This is a genomic window from Mesorhizobium sp. M7A.F.Ca.CA.002.05.1.1 (genome assembly GCF_003998335.1).
Classification (GTDB): domain Bacteria; phylum Pseudomonadota; class Alphaproteobacteria; order Rhizobiales; family Rhizobiaceae; genus Mesorhizobium.
The window spans coordinates 1-1,518 of sequence record NZ_RZQI01001172.1; the positions used below are offsets into that span (position 1 = coordinate 1).

The window sequence follows — 1,518 nt, forward strand, 5'->3', positions numbered from 1 at the left end:
GGTCTATGGCGCCACCAATCGAGAAATGGTTGAGATGCAGGAACTTGCCAACGTGATGGCGTCGGAAATCGTCGACGCCTACGACTGGCAAAAACTGCTGGTCCTGAAGACCTTCATCGGTGACGGCACCACGGCCGATTTTGACCTCCCGGACGACTATGAGCGAATGCAGCAAACGTCTTCGCTCTGGTCGTCCCGGTGGTTGTGGGCAACGAACCATCTGACCAGCCCGGATCAGTGGATTGAGCTTCAGGTGACGCCGATCGCCACGGTGAACGGCTACTGGATTATTTTCGGTGACCAGTTTCACCAATGGCCGGTCATGGCCAGCACCGAGACGGTGAAGTTCTTTTATGTCTCAAACGAGATTGTGAAGGCGAGCAACAATTCCCTGAAGCCGGCTTTCACGGAAGATGCCGACACGTTCAGGCTCTCCGAGCGGCTGCTGAAGCTCGCCATCATCTACCGGTGGAAGCAGAATAAGGGCCTTGCCTATCAGCAAGCCCAGGACGACTTTGAAACGCTGAAGCTTCGCATGATCGACAAAGATCCAGGTTCAAAGCCGGTCGTGTCGGGCCAGCCGCCCCTTAGCTGGCGCGGTCGCAATGTCGCGTGGCCTGGGACTGTCACAGGTGCCCCGTGAGGCTTGGCGAGCGTTTCCCCGGCCGCCGCAAGGCTGTTCCGGTCCCGGCTGCGGCTAAGGCCCAGCCGTACACTTTCGGCGCGCCTGTCGCCGGCTGGGTGACCAATCAGAGCCTTGTGAAATCCAAGCCGTTTTCGGCCCAGACCCTCGAAAACTTCCTTCCGACCTCTACCGGCATCAGCATGCGCGGCGGCTCGGTAAAGCGTGCCACGATCGGCTCCGTCCCGGTTGAAAGCTTCATCACGTACAATGCTGGCGGCACGAAGAAGATTTGGGCTTGCGATGCGACCACCATCCGTGATGTCACAGCGCCGGCCTCGCCGACTGTGCCGCCGGCCGCGTCCGTTTCGGGCCAGACTTCCGGCTACTATTCCTATGTGAATTTCACCACGTCTGGCGGCTCGTTCGTGGTGGCGGTCAACGGAACGGACTTCCTTCAGCTCTACAGCACCACCTTCGATTGGTCGGCCGTCAATGGCTTGGCCACCTATCGGCTGAACTTCGATACCCAGACGGTCAACTATGTGACTGGCCAGACGATCACGGGCGGCACCAGCGGCGCGACCGCGACTGTCGTCAAGTCGATCGACAACGGCACTACGGGTTCGCTCTACATTCAGAGCATCACCGGAACGTTTCAGGACAACGAGACCGTCACCGGCTCGATTGCCGGCTCCGCGAAGGCTGACATTCCGGGCGGCGTGGTGCAGATCTCCGCCGCGATTACCGGTGTGGCGACCTCTGTCCTGTCGCATGTCTGGCTTTATCGCAATCGGCTGTTCTTCATTGAAGGCGGCACGATGCGCGCGCGCTATCTCGGGGTGGACAGCGTGACGGGCGCCCTGGGCTCGCTGAACCTGTCGGGCATCTTCCAG

General features: G+C 60.1%; 1 protein-coding gene and 1 pseudogene. Both read left to right on the plus strand.

The genetic code is table 11. The features are described 5' to 3' along the window. Positions 1-643: hypothetical protein (locus tag EN939_RS33780; protein WP_164767512.1), on the plus strand; the 643-nt coding region annotated here is incomplete at its 5' end. Then, positions 640-1,518 (plus strand): annotated as a pseudogene (locus tag EN939_RS33785) (hypothetical protein); the annotation flags it as partial. The gene EN939_RS33780 and the pseudogene EN939_RS33785, both read left to right, overlap by 4 nt.